23 protein-coding genes are annotated in these 22,219 nt (G+C 62.8%); 6 read left to right on the top strand and 17 right to left on the bottom strand.

What is annotated here, in order from left to right; translation table 11 throughout:
* Nucleotides 1-3 precede the first annotated feature (3 nt).
* From rplB to rpsL, 9 genes are all read right to left on the bottom strand, one after another.
* Complete coding sequence (gene rplB / locus SX1_RS10230) at nt 4-840, bottom strand: 50S ribosomal protein L2 (RefSeq protein WP_017184032.1); 837 nt, start codon at nt 838-840, stop codon at nt 4-6.
* A 10-nt stretch (nt 841-850) separates the two neighbouring features.
* Nucleotides 851-1,165, bottom strand: coding sequence for a 50S ribosomal protein L23 (locus SX1_RS10225; RefSeq protein ID WP_017184031.1), 315 nt, complete (start codon nt 1,163-1,165; stop codon nt 851-853).
* Nucleotides 1,158-1,781 (bottom strand): 50S ribosomal protein L4, encoded by a 624-nt coding sequence (gene rplD, locus SX1_RS10220; RefSeq protein ID WP_017184030.1) that lies wholly within the window; start codon nt 1,779-1,781, stop codon nt 1,158-1,160. Before rplD ends, SX1_RS10225 begins: the two co-directional genes overlap by 8 nt.
* A 3-nt stretch (nt 1,782-1,784) precedes the next feature.
* Nucleotides 1,785-2,537, bottom strand: coding sequence for a 50S ribosomal protein L3 (rplC, locus tag SX1_RS10215; RefSeq protein ID WP_017184029.1), 753 nt, complete (start codon nt 2,535-2,537; stop codon nt 1,785-1,787).
* Nucleotides 2,538-2,851: 314 nt separating this feature from the next.
* Nucleotides 2,852-3,160 (bottom strand): 30S ribosomal protein S10, encoded by a 309-nt coding sequence (rpsJ, locus tag SX1_RS10210; RefSeq protein WP_006960299.1) that lies wholly within the window; start codon nt 3,158-3,160, stop codon nt 2,852-2,854.
* A gap of 139 nt (nt 3,161-3,299) precedes the next feature.
* Entirely contained in the window at nt 3,300-4,490 is a 1,191-nt protein-coding gene (gene tuf / locus SX1_RS10205; RefSeq protein ID WP_017184028.1) for an elongation factor Tu, read from the bottom strand.
* Nucleotides 4,491-4,621: 131 nt separating this feature from the next.
* Entirely contained in the window at nt 4,622-6,694 is a 2,073-nt protein-coding gene (fusA, locus tag SX1_RS10200) for an elongation factor G (RefSeq protein WP_019052930.1), read from the bottom strand.
* 160 nt (nt 6,695-6,854) lie between these two features.
* Nucleotides 6,855-7,325 carry a 30S ribosomal protein S7 gene (rpsG, locus tag SX1_RS10195; RefSeq protein ID WP_017184026.1) on the bottom strand — a complete coding sequence of 157 codons (471 nt, stop codon included), beginning with the start codon at nt 7,323-7,325 and terminating at the stop codon, nt 6,855-6,857.
* A 14-nt stretch (nt 7,326-7,339) separates the two neighbouring features.
* Nucleotides 7,340-7,711 carry a 30S ribosomal protein S12 gene (rpsL, locus tag SX1_RS10190; protein ID WP_026002556.1) on the bottom strand — a complete coding sequence of 124 codons (372 nt, stop codon included), beginning with the start codon at nt 7,709-7,711 and terminating at the stop codon, nt 7,340-7,342.
* Nucleotides 7,712-8,079: 368 nt separating this feature from the next.
* On the opposite strand from rpsL, the gene SX1_RS10185 reads away from it, so the two are divergent.
* The 3 genes from SX1_RS10185 to SX1_RS10175 all read left to right on the top strand — a co-directional run bounded on the left by SX1_RS10185 (nt 8,080) and on the right by SX1_RS10175 (nt 12,076).
* Entirely contained in the window at nt 8,080-10,368 is a 2,289-nt protein-coding gene (locus tag SX1_RS10185) for a putative bifunctional diguanylate cyclase/phosphodiesterase (protein WP_026149654.1), read from the top strand.
* 261 nt (nt 10,369-10,629) lie between these two features.
* Nucleotides 10,630-11,715, top strand: coding sequence for a M23 family metallopeptidase (locus SX1_RS10180; RefSeq protein WP_019052929.1), 1,086 nt, complete (start codon nt 10,630-10,632; stop codon nt 11,713-11,715).
* Nucleotides 11,696-12,076, top strand: a complete 381-nt coding sequence (locus tag SX1_RS10175; RefSeq protein WP_017184024.1) for a bactofilin family protein — start codon at nt 11,696-11,698, stop codon at nt 12,074-12,076. The genes SX1_RS10180 and SX1_RS10175 overlap by 20 nt, the downstream gene beginning before the upstream one ends.
* A gap of 204 nt (nt 12,077-12,280) precedes the next feature.
* On the opposite strand, the gene SX1_RS10165 is transcribed toward SX1_RS10175, so the two are convergent.
* From SX1_RS10165 to SX1_RS10150, 4 genes are read right to left on the bottom strand one after another with little or no spacing between them, the layout of a single operon-like run.
* Nucleotides 12,281-12,649, bottom strand: coding sequence for a YkvA family protein (locus SX1_RS10165; protein ID WP_019052927.1), 369 nt, complete (start codon nt 12,647-12,649; stop codon nt 12,281-12,283).
* Nucleotides 12,650-12,656: 7 nt separating this feature from the next.
* Nucleotides 12,657-14,165 carry a YifB family Mg chelatase-like AAA ATPase gene (locus tag SX1_RS10160; protein WP_019052926.1) on the bottom strand — a complete coding sequence of 503 codons (1,509 nt, stop codon included), beginning with the start codon at nt 14,163-14,165 and terminating at the stop codon, nt 12,657-12,659.
* 41 nt (nt 14,166-14,206) lie between these two features.
* Nucleotides 14,207-14,911, bottom strand: a complete 705-nt coding sequence (locus tag SX1_RS10155) for an RlmE family RNA methyltransferase (protein WP_019052925.1) — start codon at nt 14,909-14,911, stop codon at nt 14,207-14,209.
* A gap of 10 nt (nt 14,912-14,921) precedes the next feature.
* Nucleotides 14,922-16,043, bottom strand: a complete 1,122-nt coding sequence (locus SX1_RS10150; RefSeq protein WP_017184019.1) for a Ppx/GppA phosphatase family protein — start codon at nt 16,041-16,043, stop codon at nt 14,922-14,924.
* Between the two features lie 284 nt (nt 16,044-16,327).
* On the opposite strand from SX1_RS10150, the gene lgt reads away from it, so the two are divergent.
* Together lgt and SX1_RS10140 are read left to right on the top strand one after the other, a co-directional pair.
* Complete coding sequence (gene lgt / locus SX1_RS10145) at nt 16,328-17,194, top strand: prolipoprotein diacylglyceryl transferase (RefSeq protein ID WP_026149652.1); 867 nt, start codon at nt 16,328-16,330, stop codon at nt 17,192-17,194.
* Nucleotides 17,184-18,242: a class I SAM-dependent methyltransferase gene (locus SX1_RS10140; RefSeq protein WP_019052923.1), complete on the top strand. Its 1,059-nt coding sequence runs from the start codon at nt 17,184-17,186 to the stop codon at nt 18,240-18,242. The genes lgt and SX1_RS10140 overlap by 11 nt, the downstream gene beginning before the upstream one ends.
* Before the next feature lie 13 nt (nt 18,243-18,255).
* On the opposite strand, the gene gmk is transcribed toward SX1_RS10140, so the two are convergent.
* A complete protein-coding gene (gmk, locus tag SX1_RS10135) occupies nt 18,256-18,921 on the bottom strand; it encodes a guanylate kinase (RefSeq protein WP_019052922.1) in 666 nt (221 codons plus the stop codon).
* A gap of 51 nt (nt 18,922-18,972) precedes the next feature.
* On the opposite strand from gmk, the gene SX1_RS10130 reads away from it, so the two are divergent.
* On the top strand, nt 18,973-19,542 hold the full coding sequence (locus SX1_RS10130; RefSeq protein ID WP_043145546.1) for a DUF2585 domain-containing protein: 570 nt from the start codon (nt 18,973-18,975) through the stop codon (nt 19,540-19,542).
* Here the strand turns inward: SX1_RS10130 and SX1_RS10125 are convergent.
* The 3 genes from SX1_RS10125 to SX1_RS24225 form a co-directional block, all read right to left on the bottom strand.
* Complete coding sequence (locus tag SX1_RS10125) at nt 19,539-19,883, bottom strand: hypothetical protein (protein WP_019052920.1); 345 nt, start codon at nt 19,881-19,883, stop codon at nt 19,539-19,541. The genes SX1_RS10130 and SX1_RS10125 overlap by 4 nt on opposite strands.
* Nucleotides 19,884-19,932: 49 nt before the next feature.
* Nucleotides 19,933-21,318, bottom strand: coding sequence for a class II fumarate hydratase (gene fumC, locus SX1_RS10120; RefSeq protein ID WP_019052919.1), 1,386 nt, complete (start codon nt 21,316-21,318; stop codon nt 19,933-19,935).
* 339 nt (nt 21,319-21,657) lie between these two features.
* Entirely contained in the window at nt 21,658-22,203 is a 546-nt protein-coding gene (locus SX1_RS24225; RefSeq protein WP_157410175.1) for a hypothetical protein, read from the bottom strand.
* Nucleotides 22,204-22,219 lie beyond the last annotated feature (16 nt).

Genomic DNA, 22,219 nt, shown 5'->3' with positions numbered 1-22,219 from the left:
CGCTTACCTCTTCTTCTTCGCGTGGCGGCTACGGATGATCATCTTATCCGTCGCCTTGTTGTGGCGGGTGCGAGCACCCTTGGTCGGCTTGCCCCAGGGCGTGACCGGATGACGGCCGCCAGAGGTCCGGCCTTCACCACCACCATGCGGGTGATCGACCGGGTTCTTGGCAACACCGCGGGTCAGAGGACGAATGCCCTTCCAACGGTTGCGGCCTGCCTTGGCGAGGTTGGTGTTGCCATTGTCCGGGTTGCTGACGGCGCCGATGGTGCCCATGCAATCGGAACGAATGTAGCGCTGTTCACCCGACGACAGGCGAACCATGACCATGCCGCGATCGCGACCGACCAGCTGGGCGTAGGTGCCCGCCGAACGGCAGAGCTGACCGCCCTTGCCCGGCTTCATCTCGATGTTGTGGATGATCGTGCCGACCGGCATCTGACCCAGTTCCATCGCGTTGCCCGGCTTCACGTCGGTCTTCTTGCCCGCGATGACCTTGTCACCGGGCGCAAGACGCTGCGGCGCCAGGATATAGGCCTGGGTGCCATCGGGATAGTTGACCAGCGCAATGAAGGCGGTGCGGTTCGGGTCATATTCCAGACGCTCGACCGTACCTTCGACATCCCACAAGCGACGCTTGAAATCGATGATACGATAGCGCTGCTTGTGACCGCCGCCGATACCGCGCGAGGTCACATGACCCTTGTTGTTGCGGCCACCGGTCTTGCGCTTGCCTTCGGTCAGCGCCTTGACGGGCTTTCCTTTGTGCAGGCTCGACTTGTCGACCAGGATCAGGCCGCGCTGGGCGGGGCTGGTCGGGTTATAGTGCTTGAGTGCCATGGTCCGCGCCTCAGATACCGGTGGTGACGTCGATGGACTGGCCTTCGGCCAGCGTCACGATCGCCTTCTTGACGTCCGAACGCGTGTAGGGCTTGCCCTTCCAGCGCTTGGTCTTGCCCTTCTGCACCAGCGTGTTGACCGCCTTGACGGTCACGCCGAACAGCGCTTCGACAGCCGCCTTGATTTCCGGCTTGGTCGCGTTGTTGGCGACCTTGAAAACCACGGCGTTGTTTTCGCTCAGGAGCGTCGACTTTTCGGTGATGTGCGGCGCGACGACGACGTCATAATGACGGTTGTCGACGGTTCCGGCTTGCTTTTTAGCCATTGAAACGGGCCTCCAGCTTTTCGACCGCAGCGCGCGTAAGCACCAGCGAGTCGGCTTTCAAAATGTCGTAGACATTGGCGCCGACGGCCGGCAGCAGGTCCACGCCGACAATGTTGGCCGATGCCTTGGCAAAGCTGATGTTCACAGCGTCGCCGTCGATGAACAGCACCTTGTTGAGGTTCAGCTTGGCGAGGCTGGCGACCAGCGCCTTGGTCTTGCCTTCGGCAACATCCAGGCTGTCGATGATCGTGAGCGTACCAGCCTTGACCTTCGACGACAGCGCCATCTTCAGACCCAGCGCGCGAACCTTCTTGTTCAGCGAGGGATTGAAGTCACGGACGCGGGCACCGTGGGCCTTACCACCGCCGATGAACACCGGCGCACGGCGATCGCCGTGACGGGCGGTGCCGCCGCCCTTCTGGCGACCGAACTTCTTGCCGGTGCGGGCGACATCGCTGCGCTCGCGCGTGGCACGGGCGGTGCCGCGGCGCTTTTCAAGCTGCCAGGTGACGACGCGATGCAGAATGTCGGCGCGGGGCTCGAGGCCGAAAACGGCATCGTTCAGCTCCAGATCGCCAGCTTCTGCTGCGTCGAGGGTCTGTACCTTGACCTTCATGGTTTAGCCCTCCTGGCCTTCGGTGACGTCGGTCGCCACGGCGTCTTCGGCCGGGGTGTTCGCAGCGTCGTTGCTATTGTCAGCCTTTTTCAGGCTGGCGGGATAGGGTGCGTCCGCCGGACGAGCGACCTTGACCGCGTCCTTGACGGTGAGCCAGGTGCCCTTGGCGCCCGGAACGCTGCCCTTGACGAACAGCAGGCCGCGCTCGACATCGGTCCGCACGATTTCCAGATTCTGCTGGGTGCGTTCACGATCGCCCATATGACCGGCCATCTTCTTGTTCTTGAAGACGCGACCCGGATCCTGGCGGTTACCCGTCGAACCATGGGCACGATGGCTGATCGACACACCGTGGGTGGCGCGCATACCGCCGAAGCCCCAACGCTTCATGGCGCCGGCAAAGCCCTTACCCTGGGTGTGACCGGCCACGTCGACCAGCTGGCCGGCGATGAAATGGTCAGCGGCGATTTCTGCGCCGACATCGAGGAGCGCGTCCTCGGCGACACGGAATTCGACCAGACGAGCCTTGGGCTCCACTTCCGCCTTGGCGAAGTGACCGCGCTGCGGCTTGGCGACATTCTTAACTTTCGCGGTGCCGGCACCCAGCTGCACGGCCACATAGCCGTCGCTGTCCACATCCTTCCGAGCCACGACCTGGTTGCCCTCAAGGGCCAGAACCGTAACCGGAACGTGACGCCCGTCCTCCTGGAACAGGCGGGTCATCCCGACTTTCTTCGCGATCACGCCAGTGCGCATGATCCATACTCCCAATAGAGGCCCGCCTTATCAGCGGGCGTATCCAACGAAAAAACCGCTCAGGATCTCTCCTTCGCGGCCAACCCTTAGTTTGCAGATCACCCCGTCTGGGTTGGATGCCACCCCCTATTCGGGAACAGCGACGGGGGACCAGGGCCACGGCCGAAGCCGCGCGGTATCCCTTGTGTCGTTTGAGCTTCCACCCTTCCTTGCAGAAGGCGGGGTGGAATACCCGATACCCTGGCAACTTTTCAGTCAGCAGGAACTTGCTGGCTTGCCTGCCCGGCCATCGCCGGGGCTAAAGGCAAACCCGCTTAAGCGAGCTTGATCTCGACATTCACGCCGGCAGCCAGGTCCAGCTTCATCAGCGCGTCGACCGTCTGCGGCGTCGGCTGCACAATGTCAAGCATACGCTTGTAGGTGCGGACCTCGAACTGCTCGCGCGATTTCTTGTCGACGTGCGGGCCACGGTTGACCGTGAACTTTTCAATGCGCGTCGGCAGAGGAATGGGGCCGCGAATGAGGGCGCCGGTGCGGCGGGCGGTGTCGGCGATGTCGCCGGTCGCCTGATCGAGCACGCGATGATCGAACGCCTTAAGGCGAATGCGGATGTTGCTGTCCATGTCCTACTACCGATGCGAAAGAGCCAAAAAAACAAACCGCCCCGTTTAATCCTCTAGCGCGAAGCCGGCGAGGATCGGTCCGAGGCGGTTAAAATCCGAGCCGCGCGAATCAGATGACCCGCGCGGCTCGCTGCCTATATTACTTGGTGACTGCCGAAACAACCCCCGAACCGACGGTCCGGCCGCCTTCGCGGATCGAGAAGCGCAGACCCTGCTCCATCGCGATGGGGGCGATGAGCTTGACGCCGAGCTTCACGTTGTCGCCGGGCATGACCATTTCGGTGCCTTCCGGCAGAACGACTTCGCCGGTCACGTCGGTGGTGCGGAAGTAGAACTGCGGACGATAGTTGGCGAAGAACGGCGTGTGACGGCCACCCTCTTCCTTCGACAGCACATAGACTTCCGATTCAAACTCGGTGTGCGGCTTGATCGAGCCGGGCTTGCAGAGAACCTGGCCACGCTCAACGTCTTCACGGCCAACGCCACGAACCAGCGCACCGATATTGTCGCCAGCTTCACCCTGGTCGAGCAGCTTGCGGAACATTTCGACGCCGGTCACGACGGTCTTGCGGGTGTCCTTGAGGCCGACGATCTCGACTTCTTCACCAACCTTGACGATGCCGGTTTCAACGCGGCCGGTCACAACCGTACCACGACCCGAGATCGAGAACACGTCTTCGATCGGCATCAGGAAGGGCTTGTCGACCGGACGGTCGGGCTGCGGGATCCAGCTGTCAACCGACTGCATCAGCTTCAGCACAGCGTCGTGACCGATTTCAGGGTTCGTGCCGTTCAGGGCGCAAACAGCCGAGCCAGGGATGATGGGGATGTTGTCGCCATCAAAGTCGTAGGACGACAGCAGCTCGCGGATTTCCAGTTCGACCAGTTCCAGAATTTCCGGATCGTCGACCAGGTCAACCTTGTTCATGAACACGACCATCTGCGGCACGCCGACCTGACGGGCCAGCAGGATGTGCTCGCGGGTCTGGGGCATCGGGCCGTCGGTGGCGGACACGACCAGGATCGCGCCGTCCATCTGGGCGGCACCGGTGATCATGTTCTTCACATAGTCAGCGTGACCGGGGCAGTCGACGTGCGCATAGTGGCGCAGCTCGGTTTCATATTCGACGTGGGCGGTCGAAATGGTGATGCCGCGCTCACGCTCTTCGGGCGCCTTGTCGATGTTGTCATACGAGGTGAAGGTCGCACCGCCGGTTTCGGCCAGCACCTTCGTGATCGCTGCGGTCAGCGAGGTCTTGCCATGGTCGACGTGACCGATGGTGCCGATGTTGCAATGCGGCTTCGTCCGCTCAAACTTAGCTTTCGCCATTTTATCCTACCTTCTAATCAAATCCGATGGGTTTGACCGCTCGGCCGCGCCTTGCGAAGGCGCGTCCATAGCAGCAAATTTGCATAATGAAAGCCCTAACCGCCCCGTTCGCACAGGGCGGATCAGGATTTTCAGGCCATCTTGGCCTTCACCTCGTCAGCGACATTCTGCGGCACTTCGTCATAGTGCGAGAACGACATGGAATAGCTGGCCCGACCCTGGGTGAAAGAGCGCAGCGTATTCACATAACCGAACATGTTGGCCAGCGGGACCATGGCATCGACGGTCTGTGCGTTGCCACGGCTGTCGGTGCCCTGAATCTGGCCACGACGGCTGTTCATGTCGCCGATGACGTCGCCCAGATAATCTTCCGGGGTGACGACTTCGACCTTCATGATCGGTTCCAGCAGCTTGATGCCCGCCTTCTGAGCCGCTTCGCGCATGGCACCGCGGGCGCAGATTTCGAACGCCAGAGCCGACGAGTCGACGTCGTGATAGGCGCCGTCATAGAGATGGACTTCAAAGTCGATGATCGGGAAGCCAATTAGCTGACCGGTCAGCGCGGTTTCACGGAAGCCCTTTTCGACCGAGGGGATATATTCCTTGGGAATATTGCCGCCCTTGATCTCGTCGAAGAACTGATAGCCCGAACCACGCTCGCCAGGAATGACGGTCGCCTTGATGCGGCCGAACTGACCCGAACCACCCGACTGCTTCTTGTGGGTGTAGTCGATGTCGACCTTCTTCGCGAGATATTCGCGATAGGCCACCTGCGGCGCGCCGACATTGGCTTCGACCTTGAATTCGCGACGCATGCGGTCGACGAGGATTTCCAGGTGAAGTTCGCCCATGCCCTTGATGATGGTCTGGCCCGATTCATGATCAGTCGACACGCGGAAGCTGGGATCTTCGGCCGACAGGCGATTGAGCGCGATGCCCATCTTTTCCTGGTCCGCCTTGGTCTTGGGCTCCACCGACAGTTCGATAACCGGTTCAGGGAATTCCATCCGCTCCAGCACGATCGGCTGGCGCTCGGCGCACAGCGTGTCGCCAGTGGTGGTTTCCTTCATGCCGGCCAGCGCGATGATGTCGCCTGCAAATGCCTCTTCAACGTCCTTACGTTCGTTGGCGTGCATTTCGAGCATGCGCCCGACCTTTTCCTTCTTGTCCTTCACCGAGTTCAGGTAAGTGCCCTTGACGAGCGTACCCGAATAGATGCGGATGAAGGTGAGCGAGCCCACGAACGGGTCGTTCATCACCTTGAACGCGAGCGCGCTGAAGGGCGCATCGTCGGTCGCGGGACGGCTGTCGGGCTCGTTGCTGTCCATCTTGACGCCCTGCACGTCCTCAATGTCGAGCGGGCTGGGCATGTAGTCGACGACGGCGTCGAGCAGGGGCTGAACGCCCTTGTTCTTGAACGCCGAACCGCAAACGACCGGTACGAACGACTGGTTGAGCGCGCCCTTGCGGATCAGCGACTTCAGCGTCGCCGTGTCGGGCTCAGTGCCTTCGAGATAGGCTTCCATCGCCGCATCGTCCTGCTCGACGGCCAGCTCGATCAGGTCGCTGCGATATTTCGCCGCCTTGTCGGCCATGTCGGCGGGGATTTCTTCAAAGAAGAATTCAGCGCCCAGCGACTCATCCTTCCAGATGATCGCGCGGTTCTCGACCAAGTCGACCAGACCCTTGAAATCGCTTTCCGTGCCGATCGGCAGATACAGAACGGCAGGACGCGCGCCCAGACGATCGATGATCGACTGCACGCAATAATAGAAGTCGGCCCCGGTGCGGTCGAGCTTGTTGATGAAGCACATGCGCGGAACTTTATACTTGTCCGCCTGGCGCCACACGGTTTCAGACTGCGGCTCAACGCCGGCAACGCCGTCGAAGCAGGCAACCGCGCCGTCGAGCACGCGCAGCGAACGTTCGACTTCGATCGTGAAGTCGACGTGGCCGGGGGTGTCGATGATGTTGATGCGGTGGCCGTTCCAGAAACAGGTCGTCGCAGCCGAGGTGATCGTGATCCCGCGCTCCTGCTCCTGCTCCATCCAGTCCATCGTCGCGGCGCCGTCATGGACTTCGCCGATCTTGTAGGACTTGCCGGTATAATAAAGAATACGCTCGGTCGTCGTCGTCTTGCCGGCGTCGATATGGGCCATAATGCCGATATTGCGATACAGTTTGAGCGGATGGCTGCGGGCCATGATGCTTCTCCGTTGCCGGCGCACCGGCGGTTGGGGATTCGTGTTCTTGCGTGGCCCCTAAACCAATCCGTCCGCCATGGGTAGGCCCACGACGAACGGATGGATTTTTAAGAGCGATAGGCGGGGCAGCGGCCGATTGAACGCCGCCCCGCCAATCTTTTTACCAGCGATAGTGCGAGAAGGCGCGGTTCGCTTCCGCCATGCGGTGCGTGTCTTCGCGCTTCTTGACCGCGTTGCCGCGGTTGTTGGCTGCATCCATCAGTTCACCCGACAGGCGGGCGGCCATGGTGGTTTCGCTGCGGTTACGCGCTGCGGCGATCAGCCAGCGAATGGCCAGGGCCTGCGAACGCTCAGGACGCACTTCGACGGGAACCTGATAGGTCGCACCGCCAACGCGGCGGCTGCGAACTTCGATGCCCGGCTTGATGTTGTTCAGCGCGTCATGGAACATGCCGATCGGATCCTTCTTGGCGCGGGCCTCGACGGTTTCCAGGGCGCCATAAACGATCGATTCAGCAACAGCCTTCTTGCCGTCCTGCATGATGGAGTTCATGAATTTCGACAGAACCTGATCGCCATATTTGGGATCGGGCAGGATGATGCGCTTTTCGGGGCGACGACGACGTGACATAGGTTGTTCTCCCCTTACTTAGGACGCTTGGCGCCGTACTTGGAACGGCTCTGCTTGCGATCCTTGACGCCCTGGGTATCCAGAACGCCGCGAAGAACGTGGTAACGCACGCCCGGAAGATCTCGCACACGACCGCCGCGGATCAGTACGACGCTATGTTCCTGAAGGTTGTGACCTTCACCCGGAATATAGGTGATGACTTCGCGCTGGTTGACCAGGCGAACCTTGGCAACCTTGCGGAGCGCCGAGTTCGGCTTTTTCGGGGTCGTGGTATAGACGCGGGTGCAAACGCCACGCTTTTGCGGGTTCGCATCCATGGCAGGGACCTTCGATTTGGCCTTCTGCGGTTCGCGGCCCTTGCGGACCAGCTGGTTGATTGTTGGCATGAAGCCCTTCACCTTTTTCAGTTACTTTACCGCAACATCCCTGCGTTTCAGTGCGGCCGGGAAACATGTCGCTTCCAAACAGCAAAGGCCCCGGCGGGTGCAATACCCCCCTGGAGCCGCAAGAGCATCCGGTAATGTTCAGCTCTGTATTGCCCGCGTGGGATGATGCGAGGAGACGAGTCTCGACGCGGCAGACCGCTGGGCAGGCGGGCCTATAGCGATGCCGGGGCAAAGGGTCAAGCCGATCGCCGACCGCCTGGCCATCCCGTTGATCTGGCAGGGTCAAAGGACGCTAGTTAGGGAATTACTAACCGTGCCTGCCCTATTTTAGCCCCCGGCACCAACGGGGCGCCTTGACTGGACTGGACGTGAACGGGCTTTCGACAATCAGCGGCGAATTTCGCTTGGCCGAGCGGGAGTCGGCGTTCCAGTCCGAGCGCCTGCCCGAATCGCGGCGTCATGCCCGCAATCTTTTCATTCTTTCCACGATTCTCAACACGCTGTTCCTGTTGAGCGACTGGCGCTTTGCCGGGACCGCGCATTTCTGGGTCGCCGTGCCCGCACGATTGGCCGTGATTATCTGGTCGATCGTCAGCCTGTGGCTAACCCGTCGGATGACAAGCTTTCGGGCGGTTGAACGCATCTGCTTCGCCTGGCAGGTCGTAACCGCCATCGGCGTCGCCTTTCTGGTGAGTTCGCGCAGCGACATCGCCATCTTCGTCCTCGTCATGCTGCCGCTGGTTTTCTACCTGGTCGTCCCAACCAGTTATCGCGGCAATGTCGGCGGCGGGCTGGCCTGTGGCATCGTGCTGCTGATCGGCTATCTCGCCCCTGCCCCGCTGTCCTCCACCATGCCGGGCATGGTTCTGGCCATGCTGATACTCCATTGCGGCATGTGCATCGCGATCGCGCGCAACAACCGGCTTCAGCGGCAGGAATGGACCGCCGGGCAGGTCGCGCAGGCCGTACAGCTGGAACTGGCCAACAGCCGCGATACGTTGCAGCGCATGTTCATGGCTGTGCCGTTACCCTTGCTGGTCACGCGCTATGACGGTCAAATCCTGCATCTAAACCGCGCGGCTATCGACGCCTATGGAGCGGGACATGACGTCCGGCTCGACAATGTCGAGCAAACCTATGTGGATTTGCCAGTGCGCGACGAGCTGTTCGCTACGCTTCAGCGTGGCGGCGCGGTGGACAATTTCGAGTGTCGGCTGCGCCGCGCCGACGGGGCCATCCGCCATGCAATGCTGTCCGCCCGCCCGATCGTGATCGACGGCGAACCCTGCTTCATGACCAGCGTGGTCGACATTACCGAACGCAAGCAGGCCGAACGGCATCTCGAACGCCTCGCCATGACGGACGCGCTCACCGGCCTTGCCAACCGCGCGCATTTCATCGCCGCCGTGACGCAGGCGACCGCGGCATCGAACGACCGGACGCAACTCGCGGTCCTGCTGATCGATCTGGATGAATTCAAGCGGGTCAATGACACGGCCGGGCATGATGCAGGCGACGCCCTGCTATGCGCCGTGGCCGGACGGCTGCGCCAAGCATTGCGGCCGGGTGATCTGGTCGCGCGGATGGGTGGCGACGAATTTGCCGTGCTGCTGACCCGCCTGCCCGATGCCGACGCGCTTCAGTCGATCCTGACACGCATCGCCGATCATCTGCACGCGCCGCTCGACTATCGCGGCCGACCGATCGAATCTCGCGTCAGCATCGGCGTGGCGCTGTTCCCCGACCATGGCGAGGATGTGACCGCGCTGGTCAAACATGCCGACATCGCCCTTTATCATGCCAAGAATAACGGCCGGGGCCGCGCAACCATATTCGGGCCGGACCTGCTGGAAAGCTGGGACCGGGAGACAGCGATGCTCGACCGTGCCCGGCATGTTCTGGCGCAGGAACACCCCTGCCCCTGGTATCAGCCCAAGATCGCGCTCGACACCGGCACGATCATCGGGTTCGAAGCGCTGTTCCGCTGCCCGACCGGCAATGGAACGGTCATCATGCCGGCCGACATCGCCGCAGCGTTCGAGCATCCCGAACTGGGACCGGCGATCACCAATCAGATGATCGCCGGCATCATTGCCGACTGCACCCGCTGGCGCGATGCCGGGCTGGACGTTGGTCATGTCGCCCTCAACGTGTCGGGCGCGGACCTTAGCGATGACAATTTTACGGGTCATTTGCTGGAGCGGCTGGCGCAGGCGGGCCTGCCGCCGACGATGATCGAGCTGGAGGTCACCGAGTCGGTCTTTCTGGGTCGCAATGCGGACCGTGTCGGGCAGGTGCTGCACCGCCTGAGCAAAGCGGGCGTGTCCATTGCCCTTGATGACTTCGGGACGGGCTACGCATCCCTCTCCCACCTCAAGCAATTTCCGATCGACATCATCAAGATCGACCAGCGCTTCGTCCGCGATCTGGAGACGGACCCGGACGACGCCGCCATCGTCCGCACGGTGCTGAACCTGGCCTATAGCCTGGGCATCCGTACCGTGGCCGAAGGGGTGGAGAATAGCAGTCAGGTCGATTATCTGCGCGCAGGCGGATGCCATTATGGCCAAGGTTATCATTTTGGCGCAGCCATGCCTGCGGCGACCATAACAGAGCTGCTGGCAAAACAGAGACTCGCCAGCCCAGCCCTCAAATAGATTGAAACAGCGCTGAAAATTGTTTTCGACGGCAAGGAACAAATAAAGGTCCCAATCATTTCACCGCGCTGAGGCTTCGACTCGTCACGACTCCGCAACGACGGATTCGCCTAGTTCGCAATGCTTTGCTATCGGCCCGACTCGAATAAGAGTGCGGGGTCGCAATTGTCGCAGAACAGCAAAACGGGAGCCGCCGCTCTCCGCGCGCGGTTGAACGCGCTTTGCCCTGAGCGGGAGATTTTTCTCCGCTCCGGGGGGCAGGTGAAGTTCCTGCGAATCTCGCGCCGGGCGCAGCTTGCCGCTATTGCCATCGCCTCCACCGCGTTGATCGGCTGGGGCGGCGCAACCATCTCGATGCTCGCTGGCAAAGCCGCTGTGGCGCAGGAGCGCGCACGGCTCGCCGAGCAGGGCAAGGCCGTCGCCAGCACGGCGGACAAGGTCGCGGACTATCGCAAATCGGTCGAGGATCTGGCGCAGGACTTGGAAGCGCGCCAGGATTTCATGGATGAACTCTACAAGACGCATTTCGGTGCGGAGGACGGCAATGCCGCGGGCGCCGATCTGGTCGGCCCGGCCAAGAGCGGCGAGAAGGGCAAGCTGACGGCCAAGATCAGCATGGCCCCCGAAGCCGCGCCTCTCGTCCGATTGGCCCAGCGGCAGCGTCAGTTCGCGATGATGCTGACCAGCGCGGTCGAGCGGCGCGCAGACAAAGCCGCCGCCGCGATCCGCAGCTTTGGCCTGAACCCCGACAGCCTGACCCGCAACACCGCCCGCGCGCAGGGTGGCCCCTTCGTGCCGTGGAAGGGCGACAAGGGTGCGATGACCGGCGAGCTGGAAGAGCTGGCCAGCGCGCTCAACCGCATGGAATTGCTGGAGCGCAGCCTGCTCACCATCCCGTCGGGCAAGCCCACCACGGCACCGATGCAGACCAGTTCCTATGGCTATCGCCGCGATCCGTTTAACGGCCACGCGGCTTTCCATGCCGGAATCGACTTTCCCGGCCGCTATGGTCAACCCATTCACGCTGCCGCTGGCGGCAAGGTCAGCTTCGTGGGCCAGCGTCAGGGCTATGGCAATGTCGTAGAGGTCGAACATGGCAATGGTCTGATGACCCGTTATGCTCATCTTTCCGGCTTCGTCGGTCGCGTGGGCGAGTCGGTTTCACGCGGCGACACGATCGGCCGCATGGGATCGACTGGCCGTTCGACCGGCACCCACCTGCATTTCGAGGTCCGGCTGAATGGCCAGGCCATCAACCCGCGCCGTTTTCTGGAGGCCCGCCAAGATGTTCTCCAAGTCCAGCAAATCGCAAAAGCGCGTTTCGCCGATGTCGGCAACCGGGGCTAAAAACACCCCCTTTTCGCTGATCGGCAGTGATGTGACCATCAGCGGCAATCTGACCGCGTCGGTCGACCTGCATGTCGACGGCACGGTTGAAGGCGACATCAGCTGTGCCGCGCTGGTGCAGGGTCCAGACAGCCGCATCGTCGGCCATGTCACCGCACAAAGCGCGCGCCTGGCGGGTCTTGTCGACGGATCGATTGCCGCGCAGGAACTGGTGGTTGAGAGCACGGCCCGGATCACAGGCGACGTGCGCTATGAACGGATAACGATCGAGCCGGGCAGCCGGATCGAAGGACATTTCGCGCATGAGGACCATAGCCCGGTCACGGAACTCAAGCTGATCGCTGGCGACGGCGCGGCCTGATCGGCCCCTCCCCTAACCATATTTGTCACTGGTAGCAGCCGCATCGCAGCGATACCCCTCCCCCGTCATCGACATGGGGAGACGACACCATGGACACGCCCGATTATTGGCCGGATATTCGCCGCTTTCTGGTCGGCTTCGCGATTGGCGGTGTCGCCATCGGCCTTTTCACGCTGATGAGCGTCCAGCCAATCCCCTGATCCGTCAGCCGGCCAGCCAAAGCACACAGGCGCCCAGCCCCACGCCCCACAGAAACAGCACAATGAACATGCCCGCGCGGCTCGATGGCCGGTCGGCGCGCGCCGTCGCCTCGATCCGATAGCGCGCCATCAGCGCGGCCGGGATGCAACGGACCGCCAGCGCGATACCGAGCGGCACGATCAGCAGATCGTCCAGCAACCCCAGGACCGGAATGAAGTCCGGGATCAGGTCGATCGGGCTGAGCGCATAGGCGGCGACCAGCAAGGCGATCAGCCTTGCGGGCAATGGCGTATCGGGACTGCGCGCGGCAATCCACAATGCCAACACTTCCCGCTTCAGCCGCCCGGCCCAGGCTTTGAGCGCGGCGAGCATCGCTGCGTCAGTTCACCGGCGCGCGCCGGCGATAGCTGAGCGCTTCGGCGATATGGACGCGCCCGACCTTTTCCGCCCCGGCCAGATCGGCAATCGTCCGCGCGACCCGCAATACGCGGGTATAGCCGCGGGCCGACAACTTCATCGCGGCGGCGGCCTGCGCCAGCAACTGCCGGCCTGCCTCGTCCGGCCCCGCGACCTGCTCCAGCGCCTCGCCATCGACTTCGGCGTTGGTACGCACCTTGCCGTCGCCATAGCGCACGGTCTGGACCGCGCGGGCAGCGGCGACGCGCGCGGCGACCTCAACGGAACCTTCCGCCGGCGGTGGCAGCACCAGATCGGCAGCGGTCACCGCCTGCAACTCGACATGCAGGTCGATCCGGTCGAGCAGCGGCCCGGAAACCTTGGCCTGATAATCCGCCGCACAACGCGGCGCGCGCGAACAAGCGAGCGCCGGATCGCCCAGATGCCCGCAGCGGCAGGGATTCATGGCGGCAATCAATTGCACTCTTGCCGGGAAGGTCACATGAGCATTGGCGCGTGCCACCGTCACCTCGCCCGTCTCCAGCGGCTGGCGCAGCGAATCCAGCACGGCGCGCTGAAACTCTGGCAGTTCGTCGAGAAACAATACGCCCAGATGCGCCATGCTGACCTCCCCCGGTCGCACGCGCAGCCCGCCGCCGACCAATGCCGCCATCGACGCGCTATGATGGGGGGTACGAAACGGCCGGGCGCGGCTGATCCGCCCACCCTCCAGCGTCCCCGCGACGCTTGCCACCATCGACGTTTCGAGCGCTTCGCCCGGTGTGAGTTCAGGCAATATGCCCGGCAGGCAGCTTGCCATCAGCGATTTGCCCGCGCCCGGCGGCCCGACCATCAACAGATTATGACCGCCTGCCGCAGCAATCTCTATGGCTCGCTTGGCCGTTTCCTGCCCTTTGACCTGTTTCAGGTCAGCGGTGCGAACCGGCGCGTCGACGGCGCCCGGTTGCGGCGGCGACAATGCCGAAGTGCCCTTGAAATGATTGAGCAGGCTCAGCAGATCGGGGGCAGCAACTACCTCTACCTGCCCTGCCCAGGCGGCTTCGGCCCCCTGCGCTACCGGGCAGACCAGCCCCATATCCTGTTCGCCCGCATGCAGCGCGGCCAGCAACACGCCGGGCGATGGCGCAGTGCGGCCGTCCAGACCCAGTTCGCCGACGACAACATAGCCCGACAGCGTTTCGGCATCGATCACCCCCATCGCCCCCAGCAGCGCCAGCGCGATCGGCAGGTCATAGTGCGACCCTTCCTTGGGCAAGTCGGCGGGGGAAAGGTTGACCGTGATCCGCTTGGGCGGCAGCGAAAGGCCGATGGCGGCGATGGCATTGCGCACCCGTTCGCGGCTTTCGGCCACCGCCTTGTCCGGCAGGCCGACGACGATGAAATTGGGCAGGCCGGGAACCAGCTGGCACTGTACCTCGACGCCCCGCGCCTCCAGACCCAGATAAGCGACCGTCGATACCGTTGCGACCAAGTGACCCCCGATTCTTTCCGCTATGCGTCAGCCATCCGGCCCTATTCGGCGATCGGCGCGCCTGTCCGGTCCCGCGCCGGTTCATCGGGTCGCCCCTTGAACCCTTGCGCCACGACATACCATTCCACGCTGCCCTTGCGGCTGGCGGGGGGCTTGGCATGCTTGATCGTTGTGAAATTCTTCTTGAGCAGCACCAGCAGTTCGCCGTCGGTCCCGCCTGCAAAGACCTTGGCTACGAACGTGCCACCCTTGCGCAGATTTTCAACCGCGAACCAGGCCGCCGCCTCGACCAGCGCCATAGTACGCAGATGGTCGGTCTGGGGATGGCCCACGGTGTTGGCCGCCATGTCGGAAATCACCAGATCCGGCGCGTCCCCCAGCGCATCGCGCAGAAGCTGCGGCGCCTTGTCATCCATGAAGTCCATCTCGAACAGGGTGACACCGCCGATCGGATCGACCGGCAGCAGGTCGATACCCACGACAGCCGCCTTGGGCACCAGCTTGCGCACCACCTGCGACCAACCGCCCGGCGCGACACCAAGATCGACAACCGCGCGCGAGCCTTTCAGGAAATGGAATTTCTCGTCCAGTTCGATCAGCTTGAACGCGGCGCGGCTGCGCCAGCCTTCCGCCTTGGCCTTATGGACATAGGGGTCGTTCAGATGGCGTTCGAGCCAGCGCACCGACTGCGCGGTGCGGCCCTTCGCGCTCTTGACCCGCACCTTGCCTGCGCCAGATCCTCTCATATGGCGCCCCTCACATCATTCTCCCGTCGCGGTCCATCAGCCCGCGCAAAATGCCTTCCCTGATACCCCGGTCGGCAACGCCCAGCCGCTGCGCAGGCCAGATGTCGAGGATCGATTCCAGTATCGCGCAACCCGCCACCACCAGATCGGCCCGTTCGGTGCCGATGCAGGGCAGCTTCTGCCGTTCGCCCAGCGTCATGGTCGACAGCCGCTCCGAAATGGACCGCATGGAGGTGCAGGGTACGATCAGCCCGTCAATCGCCTGCCGATCGTAGCGCGGCAGGTTGAGATGCAGGCTCGCCAGCGTCGTCACCGTGCCGGACGTGCCGAGCAGGCGGATGTCCTCTGCAGCCTGCGGCAGGCGGCGCGCGAGCGGCGCGAATGCATCGCTGACCCGCGCGCGCATCCTGCCATAAGCGGCCAGTCGCGCATCGGCATCGTCATGCTCAAACGCCTCGCTTTCGGTCAACGATACGACGCCCCATGGCGCGCTTACCCAATCAACAATGCGCGGCGCGCCCGACGAGCCCTGAGCATCGACCAGCACCAATTCGGTCGATCCACCGCCAATGTCGAAGATCAGGGCCGGGCCGTTGCCCGGTTCCAGCAAGGCATGGCACCCCAGCACGGCAAGTCGCGCCTCTTCCTCCGCGCTGATGATGTCGAGCGCTATGCCGGTTTCGCGATAGACGCGCTGGATGAATTCCGCGCCGTTGCTGGCACGGCGACAGGCTTCGGTCGCTACCGATCGCGCCAGCGTGACATGGCGGCGGCGCAGCTTGTCCGCGCAGACAGACAGGGCAGCAATCGCCCGGTCTATCGCCGCGTCGCTGATCCGGCCAGTGGACGCCAGCCCCTCGCCCAGACGCACGATCCGCGAAAAAGCATCGACGACGATGAAACCGTCAGCCGACGGCTTGGCGATCAAAAGGCGGCAATTGTTGGTGCCAAGGTCGATCGCGGCATAGGATCGCCGTTCGCGCGCGCCATAAGGCGCAAAGCCCCGCTGCGTTGACGGGGGAGGAATGGCCGCAGCCCTGCTCCCATCGCCCGGACCGGAAGCGGCGCGCTTGCCCGCATAACGGCCGGTCGGGCCGGAACTCTGCGGCGATGGGCGGCTTTGCTGCACCATGCCGTAACTCGCTTCACATATCGCCAGCCCCAATGCGGAGCCAGAACTTGGGAACCATGCTTAAGCAGATACGCGACAATGCGCAAGGCGCGCGCCCCGCCCTCCACGAAATGCGGAACGGATCAAGGATGAGGCGCGCCTATCGGGCGAAAAGAGCAACGTCCCCCCATACTGTCCGGCCTGTCGGGGATTTTTGGATTTCCGTGATTTGAGTGCCATCAGATGATTCCATCTGGCTGAAAATCCTTCTATGGCCACAATCCTATTGCCAAGAGGAAGCCGAATTGATCCTGGACATTGCCGCTGCCGCTTCGGGCGCGATCCGCTTTGACGATCTGGGCGTCGGCCCGGTTGCGCTCGACCTCGGCTTCTTCACGCTCAAATGGTACAGTCTCGCCTATCTGGCGGGGATCTTGATCGGCTACTGGTACCTGCTCAAGCTGATCGCCCAGCCGGGATCGCCCATGGGTCGCCGCCATGCCGACGACATGATCTTCTACGCGACGCTAGGCATCATCATCGGCGGACGGCTGGCCTATGTGATCTTCTACCAGCCGGAAATTCTTGCGCATCCGCTCGACATCTTCAAGCTGTGGAATGGCGGCATGTCCTTCCATGGCGGCGCGGCAGGTGTGTCACTCGGTATTCTCTACATGGCGCGCAAGGAGAAGCTCAGCTGGCTGCGCATCCATGACTATGTCGCCTGCTGCGTCCCTTTCGGGCTGTTCTTCGGGCGCCTCGCCAATTTCGTGAATGGCGAATTGTGGGGCAAGGAAACCGATGTTCCCTGGGGCATCATCTTCCCGACCGGCGGCCCCTATCCCCGTCATCCCAGCCAGTTGTACGAAGCAGCGCTGGAAGGGCTTGTCCTGTTCGCCATCCTGGCCTTCGCCTTCTGGCGCACGCGCGCGCGCTATCAGCCGGGGAAACTGGTGGGCATTTTCCTGCTGGGCTATGGCATTTTCCGGTTCGGCGTCGAATATGTGCGGGAAGCGGACGCGCAGTTGATGGAATTTGCCGCGCGTACCGGCCTGCATATGGGCCAGTGGCTGTGCCTGCCCATGATCTTGGGCGGCCTCTACCTGATCGTCACGTCGAAGGGGCGTCGCGCGCGGGTGGAGTCCATCGCCGGAAACGCGAGTGTCAGCTGAGCCGCTGACCCTGGCTGAACGGCTTTCGCGCCAGATTGCCGCGGGCGGGCCGATCTCCGTCGCGCATTTCATGGCGGAGGCGAACCAGCATTATTACGCCACCCGCGACCCGTTGGGCGCGGATGGCGACTTCACCACCGCGCCGGAAATCAGCCAGATGTTCGGCGAACTGGTGGGGCTGTGCCTGGCGGATGTGTGGATGCGGTCGGGGCGCAAGCCTGGACCGCTTTATGCCGAGCTGGGGCCGGGACGCGGCACATTGGCCGCCGACGCGCTGCGCGCGATGGAGAGCTCCGCCCTCGCGCCGCGGGTTCATTTCGTCGAGACCAGCCCCACCTTGCGCGAACGGCAGCGCGCACTGCTGCCCCATGTCACCCATCATGACAGTATCGAAAGCCTGCCTGACGACGGGCCACTGCTGGTCATCGCCAACGAATTTTTCGATGCGCTGCCGGTGCGCCAGTGCATTCGCGTGGGCGAGGAATGGCGCGAGCGGGTCGTCATCCGGCGCGAAGAAGAAGGGCGCTTTGTCGCCGTTCCTGGCTATCGCCGTATCGAATCCGGCTTGCCACCAATCGCGGCACAGGCGCAGGACGGGGCGATCATCGAAACACCGATCGTGGGCGCGGGGATCGCCTATGCACTGGCGCAGCGGATCGCCAAGCAAGGGGGCGCAGCGATCATCATCGACTATGGCTATAGCGGGCCGTTGCTGGGCGATACGCTGCAAGCGGTGAAGGCGCATGAATTTGCCGATCCCTTCGCCGATCCTGGCGAGGTCGACCTGACCACCCATGTCGACTTCACCATCATCGGCAACATGGCGCGGCAGGCGGGATTGCGGGTGTCAGGCCCGGTCGATCAGGGGCCGTATCTGCGCGATCTGGGCATTGACGCCCGCGCCGAGCAACTGGCCCGCACACATCCTGCGCGCGCCGCCGAAGTGGAGGCCGCACGCGCCCGGCTGACCAGTGCCGATGCGATGGGCAGCCTGTTCAAGGCGATGGCCTGGGTCCATCCCGACTGGGCCGACCCGGCAGGCTTTTGACGGCGGATTGCCCTCAATCGTCCTGGTGATAACGGCCCAGCTTGCGGATGAAGCCAATCAGGCCGGTCTGGCGGCTGCGCTTCATCCGTTCGGCATGGAGGATGGTCTGCACGCGGCTGAAGCAATCATCTGCATCGACATTGCACAGCACATAATCATAGCCGTCCCAATGCGCGATTTCGCCCGCAGCGCGGGCCATGCGACCGTCAATGACTTCATCGCTGTCCGTCGCGCGGCCGCGCAGGCGGCGCTCCAGTTCCTCCATCGAGGGCGGCAGGATGAATACCCGCACTACGTCGCCCCCGGCAATCTGATGCAATTGCTGCGCACCCTGCCAGTCAATGTCGAACAGCACGTCCTGCCCGCTTTTGAGCATGGCCTCCACCGGCGCGCGGGGGGTGCCGTAGCGCTGGCCGAATACATGGGCCCATTCCAGAAATTCCTGATCGGCGGTCATCCGGCGGAATTCCGGCAGGTCGACGAAATGATAATCCTTGCCGTCGACTTCGCCCGGCCGCATCGGTCGGGTGGTTGCCGACACCGACATGGACATATCCGGTTCGGCGGCGAGCAGCTTGCGCGCAATGGTGGACTTTCCCGCGCCAGAAGGCGAGGAGAGGACAAAGAGGACGCCGCGCCGCTTGAAGTCGGGCGTTTCGATCAGGATGCTGTCGGCCATGGCCGCTAGTGCCGCTTGATGCGGGCTTTTGCAAGAGGGGGAAATGGCAGGATGCGCAGCAGGCGGATGGTCCATCGCAGGGGGTTGATCGCAGCGGGGTTGATCGCCCTCCTAAGCTGCGCCCTGCTGCTGCTGATGGACAGGCCGCCGATCTGCACCTGTGGCCGGGTCGAATTGTGGCACGGGGCGCTGGACAGTGGCAACAGCCAGCATATCACCGACTGGTATAGCCTGAGCCATGTCATTCACGGGCTGCTATTCTATCCCGCCACCCTCTGGCTGTTGCGCAAGCGCCCGATGGGGGTGCGGTTGGCGCTGGCCGTGGCGGTGGAGTCGGCGTGGGAGATATTGGAGAATTCCCCGGTCATCATCGACCGCTACCGCACGGCGACCATTGCGCTTGGCTATAGTGGCGATTCGGTCCTCAATTCGATGAGCGACATTGGCATGATGACGCTGGGCTTCCTGTTCGCTTCGCGCGCGCCGGTCTGGCTGTCGGTCGCGGTTGCGATCGGGTTCGAATTGCTGGCGCTCGCGGTGATCCGCGACAATCTGACGCTCAACATATTGATGCTGACCTTTCCGCTCGACGCCGTGCGGACGTGGCAGGCCGCGCTTTAGGGCTTGGCCACCTTGCGCGCGGTAGTGATCGGCACCGGTTCCTTGCTAAGGTCCGGGAGGGCCTTGATCGCGCGCTTGCGGTCAACCTCTCGCTTGGCCTCATAAAGCTTGCCCGCCATATAGGCGCCGGTGACGACCAGCGCGCCGACCGGATAGCGCATGATGATCCGCTTGGCCCCCATCCCGGCGAGCAGGCCGAACACGCCCTTCTTGCCGGTATCGGCCGCGACGCGCGTGGCCACGACGGTCGCGCCGACGCGCGCTGCCTTGCGCAGCAGGCCGGTCTTTTTGGGAGCGGTGACGGAGACGCGCGGGGCTTTGGGGGCGAGAGGCTTTTTCATACTGGGTCAATGTATCGGACGGCGCGCGGTTCCGCCATGCCGATGTCGATCATGTCATATTTTCCGGCCGCACCAGCGCGTCGAAGGTCGCCGCGTCCACCAGCCCCAGTTCAAGCCCCGCGGCTTTGAGCGTCTGGCCGGTCTTGTGCGCGTGCTTGGCGATGGCGGCGGCGTTGTCATAGCCGATCGCGGGCGCCAGCGCGGTGACCAGCATCAGCGAGCGATCGACCAGTTCGGCGATGCGCGTCTCGTTGGCCTCCAGCCCCTCGACACAGCGTTTGGCAAAACTGTCCATCCCGACGGCCAGCAGATGGATCGAGCGCAGCACTGCCGCGCCGATCATCGGCTTGAACACGTTGAGTTCTAGATGGCCCTGCATCCCGCCCACGGTCACGGCCTGATGATTGCCGATGACCTGCGCCGCCACCATGGTCAGCATTTCGCACTGGGTCGGATTGACCTTTCCCGGCATGATCGAGCTGCCCGGTTCGTTGGCGGGCAGATCCAGTTCGCCAAGGCCAGAGCGCGGACCGGAACCAAGCAGCCGGATGTCGTTGGCGATCTTGGTCAGCGCGACGGCCAGCGTGGCGAGGGTCGAGGACAGGTGAACCAGCGGATCGTTGGACGCCAGCGCTTCGAACTTATTATCGGCGGTGCGGAACGGCAGGCCGGTGATGGTGGCGATTTCCCCCGCGACCGCGACATCGAACCCCTTGGGCGCATTAAGGCCGGTGCCGACCGCCGTGCCGCCCTGCGCCAGCGCCATCATGCCGTGCATCGCGGCGGGTTCGATCCGCTTGCGACTGCGATAGACCTGATGCGCGTAACCGGAAAATTCCTGGCCCAGCGTCAGCGGGGTCGCGTCCTGCAAATGGGTGCGACCGATCTTGACGATATGATCCCATGCCTTCGCTTTCGCGTCGAGCGCGGCATGGAGCCGGTCTAGCGCGGGAAACAAGGCTTTGGTGACGGCCAGAGCCGCCGCGATATGGAGCGCTGTAGGGAAGCTGTCGTTGGAGGATTGGCCGAGATTGACATGGTCATTCGGGTGAACCGGATGCTTGCCGCCGCGCGTGCCGGTAAGCGCTTCATTGGCGATGCCGGCAATCACTTCATTGACGTTCATGTTGGACTGGGTGCCGCTGCCGGTCTGCCAGATGACGAGGGGGAACTGATCGTCATGATGGCCAGCCGCCACGGCGGCGGCGGCGGCTTCGATGGCGTCGGCCTGGGTGGCGTCCAGCCCATGATGGCGGTTCACCCGCGCCGCGGCCTGCTTCACGATGGCCAGCGCATGGACAATGCCGATCGGCATCCGCTCGACCGGGTCGAACGGGAAATTCTCGATGCTCCGCTGCGTCTGCGCACCCCAATAGGCGTCCGCTGGCACCTCTATGGCGCCGATACTGTCACTTTCGGTGCGGGTCGCGGGCATTTGGGAGCGCCTTTCAGTTAAGAGTCATTCGCAAATCTGAAGCCGATTTAGGATGAGCAGAAGGAAATCCAAGGGGTTGTGAGTAGAGCGGTGACCGGGGCGGGTTGGTCGGATAGGATGCCGTGTGAAAATTCGTTAAGTTCGCCCATGTCGCATATGGAGAGTTAGCGCCGGGTGGCGATGTAGGACAGGGGGAATTGGGGGGAGCGAGGCTGCGCCAATTACTGCGATTTTTCTGCTCTCGGAAGCAGACTCAAATTATGACCGAGGTTGGGCCACTTTGCTCGATCCAAGACCCCCTTTTAGCGATTAGGAACCAATCTGCACGATGTCGATTGCCTAAAGCAGCCCAAAGCATAGCCCAATCACCACTACACATCCTGCGAGCAATACCGCCGCCATCGCAACATCCATCGAATGATGGAGAAGCTTGCCAGCTTCTTCTGCCCATTCAACGTTATCGCAAATCTGCTTTTCAAGCGTATGAGCCTGTTCAAGGCGAGCTTGCTTTATGTCGAGCGTGCCAACCCCATTGCCGTGCCAGTTTTCTGGTAACCAATTTGCTGGCCGGTTCCCTGGAAAGCAGAACTTATTTGGTCGCACAGCCTTCGCCGCGAGGAAGGTGGATAGCAGAAGCATCGCCGCTGCTCCGAGGCTGGTAATGGCTAAGATTATATGGCCGCCTGAAACGACAAGGCTGGCAGCCGCCGCCAAGGCAGCCGTCGTAGAAGCAATCATAAACCCAGCCCATGCCATACCGCGCTGATCTGAAGCACCAGCAGCCGTAAATTGTGCTTGGAGATACAACTCCGCTTCCCGCACAATTTCATCAAGGACTTCCTGATCAAATGATCGCAGAGCTTCAAAGTCGTTGCGGATGGCCATGCAGTTTGTCTAAACT

The sequence above is a fragment of the Sphingobium xenophagum NBRC 107872 genome (assembly GCF_000367345.1).
Taxonomy (GTDB): Bacteria; Pseudomonadota; Alphaproteobacteria; order Sphingomonadales; family Sphingomonadaceae; genus Sphingobium; species Sphingobium xenophagum.
Note: the sequence above shows the minus strand (reverse complement) of the source record. Positions and strands in the feature narration are given on the sequence as shown.